This window comes from uncultured Tateyamaria sp. (assembly GCF_947504105.1).
Taxonomy (GTDB): domain Bacteria; phylum Pseudomonadota; class Alphaproteobacteria; order Rhodobacterales; family Rhodobacteraceae; genus Tateyamaria.
Window position 1 is genome coordinate 1 of record NZ_CANNGP010000054.1, and the last position, 19,840, is coordinate 19,840.

General features: G+C 57.3%; 18 protein-coding genes. 15 read left to right on the forward strand and 3 right to left on the reverse strand.

Annotated elements, in window-relative coordinates:
- The 7 genes from Q1A75_RS20885 (at position 1) to Q1A75_RS20915 (ending at position 5,368) form a co-directional block, all read left to right on the forward strand.
- On the forward strand, positions 1-177 hold the full coding sequence (locus tag Q1A75_RS20885; RefSeq protein ID WP_299592841.1) for a DUF3768 domain-containing protein: 177 nt from the start codon (positions 1-3) through the stop codon (positions 175-177).
- Positions 178-252: 75 nt separating this feature from the next.
- Positions 253-615, forward strand: a complete 363-nt coding sequence (locus Q1A75_RS20890; protein ID WP_299641072.1) for a hypothetical protein — start codon at positions 253-255, stop codon at positions 613-615.
- A gap of 88 nt (positions 616-703) precedes the next feature.
- Positions 704-1,282, forward strand: a complete 579-nt coding sequence (locus tag Q1A75_RS20895) for a hypothetical protein (protein WP_299592837.1) — start codon at positions 704-706, stop codon at positions 1,280-1,282.
- A gap of 126 nt (positions 1,283-1,408) precedes the next feature.
- Positions 1,409-3,061 (forward strand): hypothetical protein, encoded by a 1,653-nt coding sequence (locus tag Q1A75_RS20900; protein ID WP_299592835.1) that lies wholly within the window; start codon positions 1,409-1,411, stop codon positions 3,059-3,061.
- A gap of 250 nt (positions 3,062-3,311) precedes the next feature.
- A complete protein-coding gene (locus Q1A75_RS20905) occupies positions 3,312-4,256 on the forward strand; it encodes an IS110 family transposase (protein WP_299641075.1) in 945 nt (314 codons plus the stop codon).
- Between the two features lie 431 nt (positions 4,257-4,687).
- Positions 4,688-4,942, forward strand: a complete 255-nt coding sequence (locus Q1A75_RS20910; RefSeq protein WP_299592831.1) for a hypothetical protein — start codon at positions 4,688-4,690, stop codon at positions 4,940-4,942.
- Positions 4,943-4,945: 3 nt separating this feature from the next.
- Positions 4,946-5,368: a hypothetical protein gene (locus Q1A75_RS20915; RefSeq protein ID WP_299592829.1), complete on the forward strand. Its 423-nt coding sequence runs from the start codon at positions 4,946-4,948 to the stop codon at positions 5,366-5,368.
- 70 nt (positions 5,369-5,438) lie between these two features.
- On the opposite strand, the gene Q1A75_RS20920 is transcribed toward Q1A75_RS20915, so the two are convergent.
- On the reverse strand, positions 5,439-6,569 hold the full coding sequence (locus Q1A75_RS20920; RefSeq protein ID WP_299592827.1) for an endonuclease/exonuclease/phosphatase family protein: 1,131 nt from the start codon (positions 6,567-6,569) through the stop codon (positions 5,439-5,441).
- 176 nt (positions 6,570-6,745) lie between these two features.
- On the opposite strand from Q1A75_RS20920, the gene Q1A75_RS20925 reads away from it, so the two are divergent.
- From Q1A75_RS20925 to Q1A75_RS20935, 3 genes are all read left to right on the forward strand, one after another.
- Positions 6,746-11,113: a strawberry notch-like NTP hydrolase domain-containing protein gene (locus Q1A75_RS20925; protein WP_299592825.1), complete on the forward strand. Its 4,368-nt coding sequence runs from the start codon at positions 6,746-6,748 to the stop codon at positions 11,111-11,113.
- On the forward strand, positions 11,110-12,165 hold the full coding sequence (locus Q1A75_RS20930) for a toprim domain-containing protein (RefSeq protein WP_299592823.1): 1,056 nt from the start codon (positions 11,110-11,112) through the stop codon (positions 12,163-12,165). Before Q1A75_RS20925 ends, Q1A75_RS20930 begins: the two co-directional genes overlap by 4 nt.
- Before the next feature lie 317 nt (positions 12,166-12,482).
- On the forward strand, positions 12,483-13,397 hold the full coding sequence (locus Q1A75_RS20935; protein WP_299592821.1) for a DUF2493 domain-containing protein: 915 nt from the start codon (positions 12,483-12,485) through the stop codon (positions 13,395-13,397).
- Here the strand turns inward: Q1A75_RS20935 and Q1A75_RS20940 are convergent.
- Positions 13,394-13,582 (reverse strand): hypothetical protein, encoded by a 189-nt coding sequence (locus tag Q1A75_RS20940; protein ID WP_299592819.1) that lies wholly within the window; start codon positions 13,580-13,582, stop codon positions 13,394-13,396. The two genes, Q1A75_RS20935 and Q1A75_RS20940, sit on opposite strands and share 4 nt — an antisense overlap.
- 117 nt (positions 13,583-13,699) lie before the next feature.
- Between Q1A75_RS20940 and Q1A75_RS20945 the strand changes: the two genes are divergently transcribed.
- The 5 genes from Q1A75_RS20945 to Q1A75_RS20965 all read left to right on the forward strand — a co-directional run bounded on the left by Q1A75_RS20945 (position 13,700) and on the right by Q1A75_RS20965 (position 18,687).
- Complete coding sequence (locus Q1A75_RS20945) at positions 13,700-14,215, forward strand: DotD/TraH family lipoprotein (protein ID WP_299592817.1); 516 nt, start codon at positions 13,700-13,702, stop codon at positions 14,213-14,215.
- On the forward strand, positions 14,212-15,108 hold the full coding sequence (locus Q1A75_RS20950; protein ID WP_299592814.1) for a type IV secretory system conjugative DNA transfer family protein: 897 nt from the start codon (positions 14,212-14,214) through the stop codon (positions 15,106-15,108). Before Q1A75_RS20945 ends, Q1A75_RS20950 begins: the two co-directional genes overlap by 4 nt.
- Positions 15,105-16,340 carry an ATPase, T2SS/T4P/T4SS family gene (locus Q1A75_RS20955; protein WP_299592812.1) on the forward strand — a complete coding sequence of 412 codons (1,236 nt, stop codon included), beginning with the start codon at positions 15,105-15,107 and terminating at the stop codon, positions 16,338-16,340. Before Q1A75_RS20950 ends, Q1A75_RS20955 begins: the two co-directional genes overlap by 4 nt.
- 303 nt (positions 16,341-16,643) lie before the next feature.
- Positions 16,644-17,594, forward strand: coding sequence for a hypothetical protein (locus Q1A75_RS20960; protein ID WP_299592810.1), 951 nt, complete (start codon positions 16,644-16,646; stop codon positions 17,592-17,594).
- Positions 17,595-17,874: 280 nt separating this feature from the next.
- Positions 17,875-18,687, forward strand: coding sequence for a hypothetical protein (locus Q1A75_RS20965; RefSeq protein WP_299592808.1), 813 nt, complete (start codon positions 17,875-17,877; stop codon positions 18,685-18,687).
- Between the two features lie 478 nt (positions 18,688-19,165).
- Here Q1A75_RS20965 and Q1A75_RS20970 read toward each other — a convergent pair.
- The coding region (locus Q1A75_RS20970; protein WP_299592806.1) for a Hint domain-containing protein at positions 19,166-19,840 on the reverse strand (675 nt) is incomplete at its 5' end.

Sequence of the window (19,840 nt, forward strand, 5' to 3'; positions counted from 1 at the left end):
CTGACACACGACCGGTACCGATCACGCAGGCCAGAAACGTCAGAAGATTGTCTTGCTAAACCGGGGGCATCCACACACGATCTCTATGACGAGAACTATGAATACGGCTCGGAAGCTCCGACCGATCCCACACGCACGCGCCGTGTCCTGACCCTGCTGTTTCCCTCGGAATACTGACCGACCTCCACCGCGTAGCCACTCTCTGACCGTCCTCATGCTCGAGGGCGGTCCTTTTCTGCTGACGGGTTTTCCATGGGGCCGGATGGTCCGGTCCCGCCCGTCACGGAGACCAAGACCATGGCGAAACCCTGCGATTACAAAGTCACGCTCTACCCCGCCCACAAGGATGGCGGCTTCGTCGTCACCAAATACGACATCTTTGGCGGCACCTATCCGAGCAAGGAGATCACCGCCGCCGGCATGGACGATCTGGTCGGCCAGGTCACGCGTTTCGCGATGGAACATGGTGAGGGCTGCAGCGCGTCCGTCCGCTGCCTTGCCCCGCGCAAGCCGCCCGGTTTCAAAAAAGCGACGGAGAACCTCTACTTCAACCTTCTGAGCAAGGAAGAGTTCGAAGCGCAAGAGGCGAAAAAAGCCGCAAGCGCCGCTGCCTGACCCCGACCCGCACGCAACTCATCCGGCAAGGCTCGCCCATCACGGCGGGCCTTTTTCGTTTCTTACATCCCTTTCAAGGAGAACAACGATGGAGACCCCCATCCACCAAGAGACCTACCGCGACCACACCATCAAGATTATCCATGATCCCGACCCTGAAAGCCCGCGCGATTACGACAATCTCGGCAAATTGGCGTGCTGGCATCGCCGCTACAATCTCGGAGACAGTCACGACCACGACGATCCGCGCGATCTGCTGATTGAATTGTGTGATCTCGACAGCGACACCGCGCTCTCGATGAACGGTCTGTTCACGCGGGCGGAAAAACGCGCCGTCATCCTGCCGCTCTACCTCTATGATCACAGCGGCATCACCATGAACACGACGGGGTTTCATTGCCCTTGGGATTCCGGACAGGTCGGCTACATCTATGTGACGCTGGCCGACATCCGCAAAGAGTACAGCGTCACCCGTGTTTCGCAAAAGCTGCGCGGCAAGATCGCCGATCATCTGCGCCAGGAGGTTCAGACCTATGACCATTACCTGACCGGCAATTGCTATGGCTTCGTCGTCGAAAAAGATGAAGACGAAATCGCATCCTGTTGGGGGTTTCTGGGTGACTATGATGGCTATTGTCTGGCTGAAGCCAAAGCCACGGTGAATTGACGCCGTCGCGCTGCCTGGCGGCGTTTGGGCCGCAAAGAGCAAGAGGCTGGTGGGGGAAGGGCAAGCCTTCCCCGTAATAGAGAGAGTTTCCGGGAAGGCGTCACCCCTCTTCCAAGGAGCCTTTCCATGAATATTCCGACAACTTTCCACGCCTGCGTCGCTGAAGACGCGATCTCGAAGGTCTCGCGTCTCTTCAACGCGACCCTCGACGATATCTTCGCCGAGCTGTTTCAGAACGCGCGCCGCGCCGGAGCGACGCAGATCTCGGTCAGCCAGATCGATATGCCCAATCTCGGTCCGGTTATCTGTCTGATCGACAATGGCCCCGGTCTGAGCGACCCCAGAAACCTGTTCACACTGGGACAAAGCGCATGGAACCCCGACGTCCAATCCGATGAAGACGCCGCCGGCATGGGGTTCTTCTCCTTGGCAGGACGCCGTGTGCGCATCATCGCCCAGAAGCAGCACACATCGCAGTCCTGGAAGATTGATGCCGAGCCTGACAGCTTTGGCGGCACGCAACCGATCACCTGCACCGACGGGCCTGCGAACCATAATGGCACGACGATCCTGATCGCCGCCAAACCCAATGAGAACTATGTCGCGGCGGCCAACCATGCGGCGCGCTATCTGCCGCTCGACGTCATGGTCGACGGCGTCACGGTTGAGCGCAAAGACTTCCTCGCGACAGCCGAGCATATCGAAGAGTGGAACGGCATCCGCATCGGCATCTACGAGCGCGGGCCAACCGGTTTCCGCAACAATGAGACCGTCAATTTCCACGGCGTCACCCTGCATGGCCGTTTGCCGAGCCTGTCTCAGGTGTTTGACCGATCGTACTATGCGCGTCTCGACGTCATGCACTGCGCCGATCTGAAACTGGTTCTGCCCGCCCGCAAGGAGATCGTCGAAAACGCCTTCATGGAGGAGCTGCGCGCCCGTATCACCAAGATCTACTTTAATCTGGTCAAGGCGGCAGGACCGCATTCACTCTCGTTTGAGAACTTCAAACGCGCGGCGGAGCTGGGCATCAATCTGCCGCCTGCTGCGATGCTGCTCCGGGTGTTTGAACCGAGCCATGCCGACAGTGATCAGAACGGCTACGGCAAGGTTGAAACCATCACAGAAGACGATGTGATCCTCGATTCCGAAGGTGGTGCAATCGAAGAACAGAACCTCGCTTGGGCGATCTCTCATCAGCACGCCCCGACCAGGCTCTACGATCCGCAGTCCGGGTTCGAAGGCTATGACTGGTATGATCAATTGGCGCGGGTGTCAGTCACGGGATATCGCGTCATCGACGATACCGATACGGTCTGTGTCGAACCCGGCAAGCGGCACACGCTCGCCGAGCGACCGGATCATTTGGAAATCCATTGCAGCTTGATCGATGGTGCCCACACCGAAAAGTGGGTTCTGAGCACCGACTGGCTGATCCTCGGCGAAGATGATTGGGGGCTGGACGATGTCGATATTACCGTGACCAAATCATCGAAGGCAACCGCTGCCGATCTTGTTGATTTTCTGGAGCGCGCTCTGTTCAATCCATCTGACGACAGTGAAGCGGGGTCCTACGACCAGCAGCAACAATGGTTCCGCGATGAGGCGGAAGACCTCGCCATCGATCTGCTCGAAACCAGCCTCGAAGTTCAGATCAACGCGATCACCCGTGTCATTGATCGCGAGCTCCACTGGCTGCGGCGCAGCGACAAGGTGATCACCGTTCAGATCGGCAACGGCCGGATCGAGGTCGAAGGCTTGCAGAACGAGAGTTCATGATCGCGCAAGATGCATGTATATTGGCCAGGAACCGTAAAGTGAGGCATGTTTGGGCTTGTCTTATGATTTCCGTATCGATCTGCAAGGATTGAGCCGTCGCCCGGCATGGCGTTTTTGTTGGGCAATGGTGGCGGCTGGATCGCTTTGGGCTTGGTCGTGATGGACCGTTTTTGAGTACGATCAGCCGCCGTCTTCGCATGAGGCCTGAACGGATACGCAAACCTACGAGTTTGCATGACAAGCATAGGACATGACGATGATGACGGACGATAACATAGGCATTGATATTTCGAAGCACTTTCTTGATGCGCATCGGTTGAGCGACGGTGGAACCGCGACCTTTCCCAACGCGCCTGGTGGTTTCCGTGCACTGGTGGCATGGCTGGGCCGCGATGTGCCTGCCCGCGTCGTTTTCGAGGCGACCGGTCCATATCACCGAAGTTTCGAGCGTGCGTTTTCCGGGAAGCCCCCTTTTGTGAAGGTCAACCCTTTACAGGCGCGTCGGTTCGCTCAGGCCTGCGGAACGAGAGCTAAGACAGATGCTGTGGATGCGCGCATGCTTGCAAGCTTTGGTCGCGCCTTGTCTTTGGAACCAGATCAGCCCGTTGATGGGGAACAGTTTGATCTCAGAGAGTTATTCAGTGCCAGGGGCGCGCTTATCAAGGACCGCACCCGTCTGATAAACCGCTTGAAGACGCAAACTCTTGCTCTCATCAAGCGGCAAACGAAAGCGCAGATCGACCAACTGACGCGCCAATTGCAAGCCTTGCAGCACGCCATCAACGAAGGATTGCGGGCCTGTCCCGCCCGCGCCAGGGCCAACGCCATTCTACGATCAATCCCTGGCATCGGTGAAGTGGCCGCATCGACCATTCTGATCGAGATGCCTGAAATCGGCACGCTTCGTAAGAAGAAAGCTGCAAGCCTGACGGGGTTGGCGCCAATGACCCAGCAATCAGGAAAGTGGCAAGGCAAAGCCCGCATACAAGGCGGACGAAAATCGTTGCGCGACGCTCTCTATATGCCCGCCCTCGTCGCGACCAAACACAACCCCGACATGCGCGACAAATACATCGCCATGCTCAAGCAGGGTAAGCCCAAAAAGGTCGCGCTCACAGCAATAATGCGAAAGCTCATTGAACTTGCAAACGCCTTGGTCAAAGCCGACAGAACATGGACGCCAAATCCGACTTGACCAAGACGGATACTCAAATAATGAAATCGATATCGGCCAGTGAGTTCTGCCGGAACCTCCGGCGTTATAGCAAAGCGGCGACTGCAAGAGGCTCGGTACCGATCTCAAGCAATGGATGTCCCGCCGGTGCGTTCCTGTCTGAACAAAAATATCAACACTATCTCGCGCTCAAAGGGCGCGAGACGAAATCGCATCGGATCGATGAACTCCCGAGTGACCTTATCACAGACATTGAGTCTAGCGCCTATGGCACCATAGGCTCATGACACTGCCGAACGCAGGCCCGGGTGTGGTGAAGCGCAAGGGCCCCAGATGCCTATGAGATCGTGGACCTTGCTGCCAACCTGCGGGCGCGGTCAACACGGGTTACCGAAATCACTTGCAAAAATGCGCGTTTTGTGTATTTTACACGGAATACGGAGATCTATGACATGAGCACTGTTGAAGTACAGGCGACACAGTTTGCACGGAACTTCCCACAAATGAGGGAAGATGTCCGCGAGCACGGCGTGATCGCCGTCTGCAGCCATAAGCGCATGGTGGGGGCGTTCATCTCCCCGGCGGTCATGGAGGAGCTTGAGCTTCTCCGCCGTCGCAAGCGGGAGTTGTTGCGCATCGAAGATGCCGATGAGGCATTTTTCGAGGCCCTGGATGACGCGGTCGCCGCCTATGAGGACCCGGTCTGATCGATGGCTCTCCCAGAGCCGCGACCGGGTCTCGTTGTCGGCTATGACTTCCTGTTTCGAGAGCAGGCAGACGTCGGCATGGAGAATGCCAACAAACCGCATCCGTCAGCCATCATTCTTGTCGTCAGAAAAGAGCTTCAGACTCGTGTCAGCCTGCTTGCCATCAGCCATGCGCCGCCAAGTCCCACCGAAGCGCCCTACCGGTTGAAACTCACGTCTGCCGAGTGCAGGCAGATGGGCCTCGATTCCGGTGACCACTGGGTCAATCTCCGCGACATCAATTCCTTCGACTGGCCGGGATATGATCTGGTCCCATCAGCACCCGGCAAACAATTTGTCTATGGCACCATGAGCCGTCACACATTCATTCGCATCGTTGAGGCGCTGAAAGCGTGCGCAGGCCGTCGTTCAATCACAAGGGATTAACCACACACACATCCCCTTTGCGAATTATGAGCGCCGTCAACGCGATGAGAACCGGCGTCTTCTTGAGAGATCAGTCGATATCGAGATCGACCCAAAGACCGTGGTGATCCGATGCGCCGTAAAGCGGCTTGGTCAGTTCCGGATACATCTCCCACCGGCGGGAGGCGGTCCACACCCCTTTGCGGAAGATGCCGCCGAGTTTCACCTTTTTCCAAAGCGCCGGTGACTGGAGGATATAGTCGATCTTCTTCTTGTCGGCACCGGTCTCAAACGTGCCGATCCCGCGATCCTTTGTCTTGGCATTGAATTCGAATTCAGTGAACTTGGGGTGATCGGTGATCTCTTTCAGCGAGGTCTTGAGCAGCGGATTCAGTTCATTGCTGTCAGGCGTGTCGTTCAAATCGCCCAGTACGATGATGTTCTCGATCCCTTCCTTCAGCAGACGGCGATAATATTTTGCCACGAATGTTGCCTGGGCCTCGCGCTTGTCCCGCGACGGTTTGTGGTTGCCGCCATATTTGGATTTGAAATGGTTCGGCAGCACCGCGATCCTGTTCCCACCGGGCGTCTCGATGATGTATTCCGGGCAGTCGCGCGAGAACACTGTCTTTCCCTTGAATGTCTCATCGACGTGGCTGCGCATGGACGGAATCGAGAACCCCTTGCGCGCCATGATACCCACATCGATGCCGCGCCTGTCATTGCCGTCGATCACCATCAGATGGCGATAGCTGTTGGCGGCAAGCGGCTCGTAGATGTAGTCATGGAATTCTGTCAGCACCGGCCGGCTTTCAATCTCGACGAGCGCCATGATGTCGGCGTCCATGTCGCGGATCATCCGGGCCGTCATGGTGATGGCCTCCTCTTCGACCCGCGCGGTCTTCAACTCAACCCAGCCGACCCAATCATCCCGGCCGTTTGCCTCAATGCGAACCGGCCCACTCTTTTTCGGGCGCACGACGATCTTGCCTCTGATCTTTCGCAGCCAGACGAACGGGCCCTCATCGTCCTTCAAGATACCCAGCTGTTCCATCAGCGCGAGCATCTTCTTCTTGTCGGCAGCAGAATAGACCGGCTTTTCGAACAGTTTGTTCAGTGCCGCATGAGCGTTCAACACGTCCTTATGGGTTTCCGGGTCTTCGTCGTTAAAGGCTTTGATCCGGTCAAACAGGTTTTCAACATTAAAGGCAGCAACGCGCATCAGTATTCCCCTCTGAAATAAGAGCGAGCATGCGCGCTTTTGCTATCTCGCTCAAGTTGGGGCCGGATCGGACCGGAAAGGGAGAGGAGGGTTTTGGGGAAGGGCAAGCCCTCCCCGGTATCAGAGAGAGTTCTCGCGGGGGATGGGCGGCAACCCTTCAACCTCGGAGACTTTCCATGATGCATGTTTCAACACCCGCTCCGGCTGCGCCGTCACGCGCGGCCGCTTTGCTGGCCGCCGCGACCCAGCTCCTTCCCCATTTTGAACAAGGCAAACCCCTCGACCAGACCATCGTCCGCACTGCGATGGTGACCGCGTTCGGCGGCACCGATGCCGTTGGCGCCTGGGTCTGGAAAGACGCCTATGAGGCGGGCGAATGCGCCCAGATCCTGCTGCTGCAAAAATATGGCGCGCTGATGCGCCGCCAATGCGCGACACCGGCCAAGTTCATTGCCATGTTGGAGAAGGTCGCGGGCTTCGCACTTTCACACACAAGACGCAGCGAGACCTCTCAAAAGCTGCAGCAATTCTCAACGCCCCTGCCCCTGGCGGCGATCGTCGCCGAGGCTGCCCAGCTGCGCGCCGACGATGTCGTGCTGGAACCCTCCGCCGGCACCGGGCTTCTTGCGATCTACGCAAAACTGGCGGACGCCCAGCTGCATCTCAACGAAATCGACGAAACGCGCTCAGAGCTGCTGTCTCTTCTGTTTCCGGGAAGCGCGGTGACACGCCATGATGCCGCATCGATTGATGACCGTCTGGAACCTTCGGTTGCACCCAGCCTCATCCTCATGAACCCACCGTTCTCGGCCGCCCCGGGCGTCGAGGGTCGCTACAAAGCGGCCATGGGTCAGCATGTGCTCGCCGCGCTTGACCGGCTTCGGTCCGATGGGCGTCTGGTGGTTGTGTCCGGTGCAAATTTCGCCCCGTCGCATAATGCCTTTCGATCTGCCTTCGAGCGTATAGGCGAGATCGCCTCGATCCGTTTTTCCGCCCCGATCGCAGGCCGCGTCTATGCCCGCCACGGCACGACCACTGAGACCCGCCTGACAGTCATCGACAAACGAGCTGGCCTGACGCCCGATTTGGCTGAGGTCTATCACGACCAGGCCGAAAGTTCGCAGGCATTGCTGGAATGCGTTCAGGCTCATTGTCCGTCCCGGCTGGTGACATCATTGCAAAATTTGGCTCCAAGTCTGATGCCGACCCCTGCCCCATCAATCACATCATTGCGCGATCAGGCGCGCAGCGAGGTTCGCGCCGTCGCAGCCGAAAAGGCGCGTCATCCCTTCGATCTGATGGAAGCGGGTGAGATCGCCTATCTACCCAAAGCCTGGGCGGAAAAGTCCACGCGGCTGACCGAAGCACTTTATGAAGGCTATGAGGTGCAGTCGATTGCCATCGAGGGTGCACATCCCCATCCGACCGCGCTCGTGCAATCGGCTGCCATGGCTTCGGTCGCACCGCCTCTTCCTTCTTACCGGCCCAAAATCCATACATCGCTGATCACGGATGGGGCGCTGTCAGACGCCCAGCTCGAAAGCATCATCTATGCGGGTGAAGCTCATGAACAGCACCTCTCGAGCTGGTTCCGCCATGACGAAGAGGATAAACGGCTTGTCGCCTGCGAAGCCGATGCCGAAGACGGGTTTCACCTGAGGAAGGGCTGGTTTCTCGGCGACGGCACGGGCTGCGGCAAGGGCCGACAGGTCGCGGGCATCATCCTCGACAATTGGCTGCGGGGCCGCAAACGCGCGGTCTGGGTCTCCAAATCCGACAAGCTGATCGAAGACGCCATTCGGGACTGGACCGCGATTGGCGGGCGTGCCTCCGACATCGTACCGCTGTCGCGCTTCAAGCAAGGCTCAGATATTCGCCTTGACCAAGGCATCCTGTTTGTCACCTACGCGACGCTGCGCACGGCCGAGCGGCAACATGGTGATATCCTGAAAGCCTCCCGGCTTGATCAGGTCACGGCCTGGCTCGGCAAAGACTATGATGGTGTGATTGCCTTTGATGAGGCGCATGCCATGGCCAATGCGGCGGGTGAGAAAGGCAAGGAAGGCGGGCGGGGTGACAAGCAGGCCTCGCAACAGGGTCTCGCCGGTCTGAAACTGCAAAACCGCCTGCCCGATGCGCGCGTGCTCTATGTCTCGGCCACAGGTGCGACGATCGTCGGCAATCTGGCCTATGCGTCCCGTTTGGGTCTTTGGTCGACCGGCGATTCACCCTTTGCCACGCGCGAACAGTTCATCGCGGATATGGAGGCGGGCGGCATCGCGGCGATGGAGATCATCTCGCGTGATCTCAAAGCCCTTGGACTCTATCTGGCGCGGTCCTTGTCTTACGAAGGCGTCGAGTATGAGATGCTGGTCCATGATCTGACACCCGCACAGCGCGACATCTATGACAGCTACGCCGAAGCGTTTCAGGTGATCCATACCAATCTCGAAGCGGCCCTGGAGGCCTCCGGCATTACGGCGGAAGGTGGTACGCTGAACGTGCAGGCGAAGTCCGCGGCGCGCTCGGCCTTTGAATCGAACAAGCAGCGCTTCTTCAACCACCTCATCACCGCCATGAAATGCCCCACCGTGATCAAATCCATCGAGCGCGATTTGGAGGCCGGGTCATCGGCTGTGGTGCAGATCGTCTCGACCAGCGAGGCCCTGATGGAACGACGGCTGGCGCAAATCCCCGCCTCGGAATGGCATGATCTGCATGTGGACATCACCCCGCGCGAATATGTGCTCGACTATCTGATGCATTCCTTCCCGACACAGCTCTTCGAGCCCTACACCGATGAAGACGGCAACCTCAAATCCCGCCCAGCCATGGATGCGGACGGCAACCCGATTGAATGCCGCGAGGCTGCACGCAAACGCGATGCCATGGTCGAACGGCTCGGCGCACTGGCCCCGGTGCAAGGCGCGCTCGATCAGATCCTCTGGCATTTTGGCAAAGACAAGGTTGCCGAGGTCACGGGTCGGTCGCGGCGCATTATCCGCACGCGCGATCAGCGCCTGACCGTCGAGAACCGGCCAGGCTCATCGAATATCGGCGAAACCCAGGCCTTCATGGACGATGACAAACGCATTCTGATCTTCTCCGATGCCGGGGGCACGGGCCGGTCCTATCACGCCGACCTTGGCGCGAAGAACCAGAGACTGCGGGTGCACTACCTGCTGGAGCCGGGCTGGCGCGCCGACAATGCCATCCAGGGGCTCGGCCGCACCAACCGGACCAATCAGGCACAGCCGCCCTTGTTCCGGCCCTGCGCCACGAACGTCAAAGGCGAGAAGCGGTTTCTGTCGACGATTGCGCGGCGGCTCGACACGCTCGGTGCGATCACCAAGGGTCAGCGCGAGACCGGCGGTCAAAATATGTTCCGTGCCGAGGACAATCTGGAAAGCGCCTATGCCCGCAAGGCCCTGCGCAACTTCTTCTGGGACCTGACCAAGGGAAGGATTTCTGCCTGTTCGCAGACACGGTTCGAAGAAATGACGGGTCTGTCGCTCATGGACAGTGACGGCACGCTGAAAGAGCAGTTGCCGTCGATCCAGCAATTTCTCAACCGCTGCCTGGCGCTGACCATCGACATGCAGGACGCGATCTTTGAGTGCTTTGGCTGTTTGCTGGAAGCCATCATCGACGATGCGATCGCAGCTGGCACTTATGAGGTCGGATTGGAAACCCTGCGCGCCGAGAAGTTCGAGATTATCGACCGCAAGACGATCTTTGAACATGCGGCGACAGCTGCGAAGGCAACCGCCCTGACGGTAGAGCGCACGGATCGCAATCACCCGCTAACGCTCGAGAAGGTCAAAGAATTCTACGCGCGGGGTGGCCATGGGCGGCTCATGCTCAACCGTAAATCTGAACGGGCTGCTATCTTGGTTCCCATGTCGAGCCTGATGACCGAGGAAGGCGAACCGATTGCGCGGGTCGAGTTGCTGCGCCCCATGGTAACCGATCGGATGTTGGAGTTGGAGCTGCCCGCATCCCATTGGGAGGAAGTGACGGATTTCGAGTTTGAACGGGCCTGGACCAAGGAGGTCGATGCGGTGCCAGAAACCTCGGTCTCGAAACTGACGCTCATCTCGGGTCTCTTGCTGCCAATCTGGGACCGCCTGCCCACCGACAATATGCGCATCTATCGTTTGCAGACCGAAGACGGAGAACGCGCCATCGGACGGATGGTGACACAGGATCAATTGGCCAATGTCTATGCGGCCCTCGGGCTAGAATGCTCAGTGGAGCTCACCGCCGAGGAGGTCTTCGACGCAGTCCTCAAACGCGGGCAAAGCCTGCCGCTCGCGGGCGGTCTGACCCTGCGCCGGTCGCGGGTGATGAGCGAATACCGGCTCGAACTCGTCGGTTACAATGTCGCCGCTCTGGACAGCTACAAAGCGATGGGATGTTTCACCGAGATCATATCCTGGGCGACACGGTTGTTCGTACCGAGCGCCGACACCAAAGTCGTCGACCAGCTATTGGCCCGTCACAAGACCACTGCGGCGGGAGACAAGGAAAGGATTGCGGCATGACCCAGAGTGCAAAAAAGTTCGAACAGCTGGATGCGGGCGCGATCTCAAACGGTCTCGCCCGTCACGCAGAAGCCTTCTGTCGGCACTGGTTTCCCGAGGGCCGACGTGTCGGCAATTACTGGCAGATGGCGGACGTCTCGGGGGCGAAGGGACGTAGTCTTGTCGTGCGCTTGCAATCCCACGGTGGAAAGAAAGCCGGAAAGTGGACCGACAATGCCACGGGGGATCATGGTGATCTGCTCGATCTGCTCAAGCATCACCTCGAGCCTGTGGCTTACCCCGATCTCTTGCGGCAGGCCGCAGACTATCTCGGCGACGCACCGGTGATAGCAGAGAACGAGCCGCGCGTTGAACCTCCGGCCGTGGCCTCCAATCGTCAGACGGCGGCGGGACGCCGATTGTTTTCCTATGGCAAGCCGATCACGGGCACCCTGGCTGACGCCTATCTGCGCGGTCGCGGTATAGCGCGGTTCGGACCGGCCCTGGCGTTTCATTCATCGGTCTATCTCAGAGCCGAGGATGGCACGCGGCGCGAAATCCCGGCGCTCCTCGCAGCCATCACGGACAATGCGGGCAAGGTCACAGGATGTTCGCGCATCTTTCTTGATGCGAAGACAGGCGGTCTGGCCGACATCGAGGCCCCGAAACGTGTGCTGGGACGCCTTCATGGCAACGCAATCCGGTTCGGGAACTGGAAGGGATGCACCGATCTCCTCGCCGGCGAGGGGCTCGAGAACACCTTGTCCGTCGGCACGGCGCTTCCAAGGGCGGCTTTGGCCTCCTGCCTGACAGCAAACCATCTCGCGGCGTTCAATTATCCGTCCTCGATCAAGCGCCTCTGGATCGCGCGCGACAATGGCGAAGCCGGTGAGCGTGCCGCATCCCGCCTTGCAGATCGTGCCGATGAGGACGGGATCGAGCCGTTCGTCCTGACCCCGGAGCGAGACGACTTCAATCTGGACCTCAGCGTAGATGGCGTGACGGTACTGCGTCGACGGCTGGCAGCGCTCATCAAAGAACAGGTCACCGAACACGATCTCTGGCCTTCGTGAGGATGTGCCGGAAAGAAGCAGCGATCACGCGCTGGCCTTTTGGCACCGGCTTTGACGCCCTGTTCCGTTTGGATGTCCGGGTCGATGGACCGACAGGTCGGGCGCAGAGGCGCCCTCATCCCACCCGCAACGGCCAGGTCCCGTAAATTTCCCCTGTGCGCTTCGCGCCCATTCCTCGCGAGGCAAATTTCCGCGCCCTGCCCGTCCTTCGCTGCGCTACGGCCCTTCCGGGTGCGGCCGGGCTGCTGACGGTCCTTTCATCGCCCCATCCAAATCGGATCAGGACGCAACCCAAAGCCTTCAAAAAGGACCAGACCATGACCTTACAGACTTCCACCTTCACGCCCACCTCAAGCCCCACAGATGATGTTCTGAACGCTCTTGCCCTCTACGGCGCGACACCACCCGAAGACGAGATCGATCATCGCCCTCTGCCACAAGAGGACCAGACCGAGACCGCCATCTGCGCCATGGTCGAAGCGAGCCAGATGCTTCTTGCCGACACACAGCTCGAAGAGGACCTGCAAGAGATGCTCTGGTCTCTCACCAACATCTTTCATCGTCGCCTCACGCGACTGGAGCGCCAGCTCGATGAGAATGAATGCGAACAACGCGATCTGGTGAAATGTCAGGACGGATCAGAAGTCAAAAGCCTGGAATTGGAACGCAAGATCGACCGCGGACAAAAACTGGTCGAGCACCGGGACGCCTATGAAGCGATGCGGGACGCGTCTGCCGCCCATTTTCACTCAGAGACCGGATCGATCTGGATGCCAAGATCAGGATCCCGGGTCTCACACAAGAACCTCACAGCCTCGGTGGTCGACAGCCGCAACTTCCTTTCCGCCGAAAAACGCAAGAAGAACGAAATCCACTGTCCCGACGGCACCCGCATCGCCTTCACAGGCGGCGACTATCAGGATTACGATGCGATCTGGTCCATCCTCGACGGCTCGAAAGAGAAATATCCCGACATGATTCTGCTCCATGGCGGCACACCGAACGGAGCCGAATATATCGCAAGCCTCTGGGCAGAGAACCGAGGCGTCACCCAAGTGGTCTTCCGTCCCGATTGGAAGTCACACAACGCGGCAGCCCCCTTCAAGCGCAACGACCTGCTCTTGAAGACCATGCCCAAAGGCATCATCGCCTGCCCCGGCTCCGGTATTCACGAGAACCTCGTCGACAAAGCCCGCAAGTTAGGCATTCCGGTTAAAAGGATTGGGAGCTAAGGCTCCCTTTTCTCTGGCGCGTGTTCAGCCACGATACGCGCCAGTAGATCGATTTCATTCATGACATCAACAATATCCCGATCAGTTGCCGCCTTGAGATAAGCACGCAAGGCAAAGCTGGTCTCGGGCAGGTCAGTGAGATCGGCCAATTTCTGCGCAATGGCGTCGAACTGTTGTTCTGGCATCACGTTCTCCTGTGAGATCATCATTTTACATGATGACATATCGTTATATATAACGATATAAAAGCACCAGTGATTTGAAACAATTCACAAAACAGAAGATTGAACGTGGGGACTTGCATGCGATTGGCCCAGACCATATTAGCGACTCTTGGTGTTCTGATCTGCGCAGCCTGCACGGTCACCAAGCCGCCTGCGACGACAAGCCTATCAGCACTGATTGATGCCGAAACATCCGTCGTGGACCGCGAGATTGCGGATGCGGGGCTCTATAATGATGTTCTGGAACCCTACGCAACCGGCAGCACAACCCTCAAGAACCCGGACTATGTGACGGACGAGCGCCTGATGAATGTTGTGCATTCTCAGTTTACCGGCCCGATTGAAGATTTCGTGTCCAAGATGGCTTTGGAAACCGGTTACCGGGTCATCGCCCAAGGCGAGAAACCCGGCGCACCGATTCTGATCACATTGGTTCAGCGTGATCTGCCCTCCATGGGCGCACTGCGCGAGGCATTTTTCCAAGGCAAGGACCGGGCCTCTTTGGTGGTCGATCAGCGCACCACGACCATGACGATTGTTTACAAGCGGCCCGAGCGCAGCCCCGTGCCCCATATCGAGGATACGGAAATATGATGCGCATTTCGGCCAAATCTCTCGTGCCGCTCTTGGCGGTTGTTGTTCTGACCGGTTGTCAGACCCTGAAGCCCGCAGAGTCGGAGTTCGTCGAACCCGATCCGGTCCTTGTCGGCGGGCCGGACCAGTACCGTTCCAACCGGCCGCCTGCGGATTTTGCGGAGTTCAGCGCGCGGACACGACGCGGTAATTACGAGACGTCTGTCGACGAGGAGCGCTACGATCTCTTGCGCGAGGCCGCCGTCTCCTATTCTGCGCAGGCGGGGTATCAGCATCGGGTCTGGGAAGTCATGCGGCAACTCGAGCAGGACAGCGGTAAGCTGTCCCGCACCTTCGACTTCAACCGTGTTGCCTACAGCGCGCCACGAGAGACGGGATATATCCTCCCACCCGTTGTGAGCCGCGCCACGGCTGCCATCAATGTGGATGAGAGCGGACAGTCCGCGGTGGCAGCCGATGAATTCTACCGTCTCGAGATTCCGGGCCGTATTGTAACCATCGTGCCCACCTGGCGCGACTATCTTGTCATTCCGCTCGAAGAGGCAAGCGAACCCGATGATGACTTCCTGCCCCAAAACAAAGAAGAGAAGCAGGTGTTCAACCGCTTTGCCGCAGAAGGCTGGCAGGCCGGTGTGGAGCAGGCGGACGAGGCGCTTGCGCTGAACTTCTCTCGTCTGAAGCGCGATTATCTCGGCATGGTTGAGTATCGGCGCATGGTGCAGGCCGGTCTGGTTCGGGAGTTGGTCATCCAGTCCAGTGAACGTCGGTCCGCTGGCGAAGGCGAAGAGCTCTTTATCGGTGAGCGGCGGGTGCGCATTGTGAGCTCCGCGCAATTCGTGCGTGATCCAAGCCAGTGGAAGCCTTTGCAGAGGCGTTATGCGGTGACCAAATGATCGATCTGGAGCGGATCGATCTTGAACCGGCAGACCCGAGCGCAGCAGATGTCACCATCCTGAAGGATGAACCCAATCGCTTCGACAGCGATCTGTCCGCCTTTGATCATTTTTTGGTTGGTGCGGCCATGAAGGGGGCGTCGGATATCAACATCAGTGCCGATCTTCGGATGCGCGTGCAGATGCATGGCGATCAGAAACTCGCGACCAAGCGCCGACTTCTGATCACGGAGGTCCAGGCGATGCTTGCCCATCTCTGGTCGGCCAATGATGCGATGAGCCTGGTCAGCGCGGGACGGCCGTTGGATTTCTCCTATGAAAAGAAGATCGACCGCAAACGCAGTCAGAGGTTCCGGGTGAATGCCACCGGCGAACAGCGCTTCGGGACCAACGGGGTGCAGATCACTTTGCGCGCCCTGCCTGATACGACTCCGACCTTGGATGATGTCGGGCTGGAGGTAGAGCTTCGGGATCGTTTGGAACCGGCGAGCGGGATTATCGTCGTCGCCGGTGCGACCGGGCATGGCAAGTCGACCACCATGGCGGCGATGACCAGGTGTCATCTGGAAAACAGATCACGGTCCCGCAAGATTGTCGATCTGCAGGCTCCGATTGAATACACGTTTCGGGACATCAACACGGATGCGGCCGATGTCGCCTCCTTCATCAGCCAGTCGGAAATCGGTGTGGGACGGAACATCCCGACCTTCGCCGAAGGGGTGCGTGCCGCTATGCGCCGGGCTCCTGCTGTGATCAATGTTGGTGAAAGCCGCGACCGAGAAAGCATGGAGGCCTGTATCGAGGCCTGTCTGACAGGACATCTGGTCAACACCACGACCCATGCAGGATCCATCGCCGAGGCACTACGGCGGATGGCATTTCTGTTCCCGCCCGAGGAACAAGAGGCGCGATCCTTCGATCTGATGACATCGCTCAATCTGATCATCTGGCAGCGCCTGGTCAAAACGGTCGACGGCAAAGGCCGCGTCGCCCTGCGCGAATATCTTGTCTTTGATCAGCACGTGCGGGACCGGTTCCTAAGCGTGCCGCCGCTTGATTGGGTGAATGTCGTCAAACAGATTTTCTCCGACAGCTGCTCGAACCCGAACCTAATTGCCCGCACGATGACGCAGTCAGCAGAAGACCTGGTTCAACGCAAAGTCGTCAGGGCTGAAGATCTCTCGGATATTCTTCAGACCGGGATTGGATTTTTGGGGCAGATAAAGTTGTGATCTTGGCACGGTTTCTACCCGCTGCAAAATGCGACCTCAACGCTCCAATTCCGACATAGCTGCCTTTCATTGAATGCGCGGCGAATGGCTTGGAAGAGCCCGTTCTGACAAATGCTGCACTCATCTCCGACGGCTGCTTCGGGCTGGCCGCAGTTCCTGATGCTGTTTGCAGCTTATGTCGGCGGCGAGCCCAAAACAGCAGTCCCATGCGATGATTCAATGACTACTCTGGCCTCTATCGGGTATCCCCGACTCTTGAAAATGCGCAATCTTCAATCTCCTTGAATCATGTTGGGTCCACAAATGCTGAAGTTCACCGAAGAAGAGAAAAGAGCTGTAATCGACTACTATCTGTCGCAGTCGAAGAACGCGTCTGTCACATTCGCCCAGAAAGTCTATGCTGAGTCAGTGATTGGCAACACCCATCATGTTTGGGACCTCCATGCTAGCGACGGCAGGTGGTGGATTATCACCAACCCCACAAATCTCTATTCACAAGAACAGTTTCCCAACATGGACTTGGCATTGACGTTTCATATGGGGCTTTGTCTCCGCATTCCGAGAAGTGAAAAGCGCGGGCTCGATGTCGCCAGAGTTCGCCTTTTTGGCGATGTTCTACAGGCCATATCAGACTGCGAAGACGCCCTATCACAAGCCAATGACGCGGGCGCATATAGAGCGATCGGTGTCAGATGTCGTGAGAACCTGCTGGCCTTCATTCACGCAACCCAAGATGCCTTAGAGTGGCCGGACAATGACCTGCAACGGTCAAACTTTGTCGGTTGGGTTGATCTGATCTGTGACGAAATGCTCCCAAGCCCCGCAAACAAAGAACGAAGACGAATTCTCAAGTTGGCCTTGAAAGAGGCTTGGGCTTACGTGAATTGGTTGACCCACTCTCAATCAGGGACGTGGATCGACGCTGAGGTTGCCAATACGACAGTCTCTTACGCACTTGGTATGGCAACGAGCATCGTAATGCGGCAACTCAGAGGAGTGCCCGATCAATGCCCCGATTGTGAGTCAGGCAACCTGACGCCCATCGAGGGTTTGGACCCTGATAATCCAACAGTGATTTTTGAGCGCCCTGCTTGTGCCGCCTGTGGTTGGATCGGGGATGTAGTATCCGTGGGTGAAAGATCAGACGACGAAGTTGAACAACTTATCACGCGTGAAGGCGATACAGATGATGCATGCGGCATCATGACTACGCCATTGACGGGTCTTTTGCGGCTCCCGGACGAAAACCAATAAACACAGTATGAAAATGACTGTTCCGCAAATCAGTCCTTCGAACGAAACTTCTGACCGGTCAAAAGGTGTGCAAAACAAATGTCCGCTTCGGGGCTGCGGGGTGACCTTGGAGCGATGCACAGCGGACGGCAGCATCGAGCCCAAAGTGCCGGATGCTGCGGGTAATCCTTAGGCCCGTTTGTGCAGCTCCCAATCGAACTGACCGTAACTATCCAAGGCTCTTTTTGGTGGGAGGCCTTTGTGATAACCGTTGGAAGAAATATAGGCTGGGAAGAAATGAATGGCTGATCCAAAATTGATCATTAGATCAGGAGAATCAAAAGAAATCACTGCTCGCCGACGTAGGTTTTCAGAAATTTATGTAGAAAGTGGTGGCCAGCTTATCGTTCCGCCGAGGTCTAGGAACTGGCTACTATTGATTGTTTCAGGCAATGTAACCATCAGAGGTTCTATTGTTTATAGGCAATGCGTCGCTTCGGAAACAGGACGAACAATAAACCTGCCGAATGGAGAAAAATTGCTCTTCAAGCATCCCAGAACTAGTCTCGGCGGCTTCGGTGGTAATGGTGCCGTAAATGGACTTTCTGGGCCGGTGAGAGGTGGCAGAGGTGCCCAAGGTACAAATGAATACGGCGGAGGTGGTGGAGGTGGCGCCCGTTCTTTTAATAACGGACGCGTAAACGGTGAAGACGCCAATGGATTTATAGCCGGTCAGCAAATCTACCCCGGTGGAGACGGAGGACGAATAAATTCCGGGAGCCATGGAGGCATGATTTGTATTTATTGTCCAGATGGAGAATTTAACGGCAAGCAAGGGGGAATTGATCTAAGAGGCTCAAATGGGCGTGCAGGTAAGGATGCTAAAATGCAAACTCGAAATGACTGCGGTGGTGGCGGTGGTGGATCTCCGGGAGGGGATGGCGGCCACCTTTATGTTGTAGCCAAACAAATAGTGTCTGAACCTCGGATTTTCTTGCAACCAGGAACAGGCGGCGCGCCTGGAAAGGGAGCTAAAGGAGCTAACAACGACCATGCGGGTAGTAACGGTTACGAAGGAGATCACGGGTCCTTTGGCTTTGTTGACTTCGTATGATTATGGCACTTGGTCATTCTAAGGAATACACAAGTGATGCGCTGTTGAGTTAGGTACTACCTGCCGTAAGCAGTCATTCGTGCCATCGTAGCGAAAGCTCACTTCGTCCCGCTCCTTGGTTGTCCGATCCGGCTGCGGCGAAAATAACGTTTCGGATCGCCAATCCATGCTGCGTTCAATGACCGCTTCGGCGAAACGCGCTGCGTTGCAGCAGGAACCTTGCTGCGCTCGCAAAGCAATGCTGCGTCAGCAATAGCCGCAACCGCACAAGTCCGGTTTAGTCCGCTGTGCGTCGATCCGCAGAGCCGGTAAAAACGGTCAAGAATAGCTACAACAACACCAATCGTCGCACTCACAACACAAGCTGCAAGTGCTGAGACGGCCTCAATGACGACTCCAGCCAAATTCGGGCAAGGCGATGGCCTGAACCGCTAACTAGAGCCCACAAATGCAGAATTGTGAAGAGCCTACGAGATCGTCACGCCTGTTTAAATGCCAGGGCTTCGTGCTTTTTCAAGACGACACGGGCACTGGCATATGGTGCGGGCATACCTTCTTCAGAAAGCTCAGGGAACAGGACGTGAATTTCCTGCCTTTGTTCTTTGCCCAAACCATCCAATGCATAGTCACCAGGTTGAAAGCTTTCCGTCCATGCACCATTGGACAAAATGACTTCATGATGATCGAACAGAATATGGAAGTATTCGACATCCGCTGGCGCACTCTGGGTGACGCCATCCATTCCAACAAGGTACTTTGCAGCGGCCAGAACTTCCGGCTCGCCGAACAGTAGATTTGCTTCGGCTCCAGCCAGCAATAGCCTGTGGTTGGGTGAGAGCGACAGATCCCTTTCAGGCAAGCCATGGGACAAGGATCCTGCCTTGACCACAATCGGGCGCAATTCAGGTTGCACCAAGACTTCGGTCCGGGTCAGGCGTTTTGATCCTATCCAGCGTATTTCTTGAAAGCCATTGTCTCGGGTCACAACACGGTCGCCCACGCGAGGGTCTTGGACCCTTACCTCGCCCCTGTTGGTCGAAATCAAGGTATCCTTTGCAAAGCAAATGATGAAATTCGTAAGCGTTGCTTTGACCCCACCTTGATCAATTGGGGCGCTTTCCCTTTGGCTTCCAGCGCTTGGCGAGTTTGAGGA